1 pseudogene is annotated in these 298 nt (G+C 33.6%); it reads right to left on the reverse strand.

Features of this window, described 5'->3' with window-relative positions:
* A pseudogene (locus AOA60_RS32640) lies at positions 1-298 on the reverse strand (hypothetical protein); the annotation flags it as partial.

Here is a 298-nt window from a genome sequence, read left to right on the forward strand (position 1 = left end):
CTCTGCAGATGCGATAGTTTTATTTTTTTCTTTTAAAAGCTGTGCTAGCGTCTCTATTAGTGTTGCTTCACCAACACCAAAAAAGTAATTATTTAATCTTGATACAATGTTATCTTGCAGTTCATTTAGTTTTTCTTCGTTTTCTTTATGATCTTGACCACTTATTGTTAATCGAAGCGTAACTTCTCCATCAGACGCAAGTGGAGCAATCGTTGGATTTGATTGTGATTCTAACAAGTCATCAATAATTTCAACTAGTTGAGATTCTCCAATGTCAAAAAAACGTAATACCCTGGAT

This window comes from Pseudomonas sp. 2822-17 (genome assembly GCF_002742485.1).
In the GTDB taxonomy this organism is placed as follows: Bacteria; Pseudomonadota; Gammaproteobacteria; order Pseudomonadales; family Pseudomonadaceae; genus Aquipseudomonas; species Aquipseudomonas cyclaminis.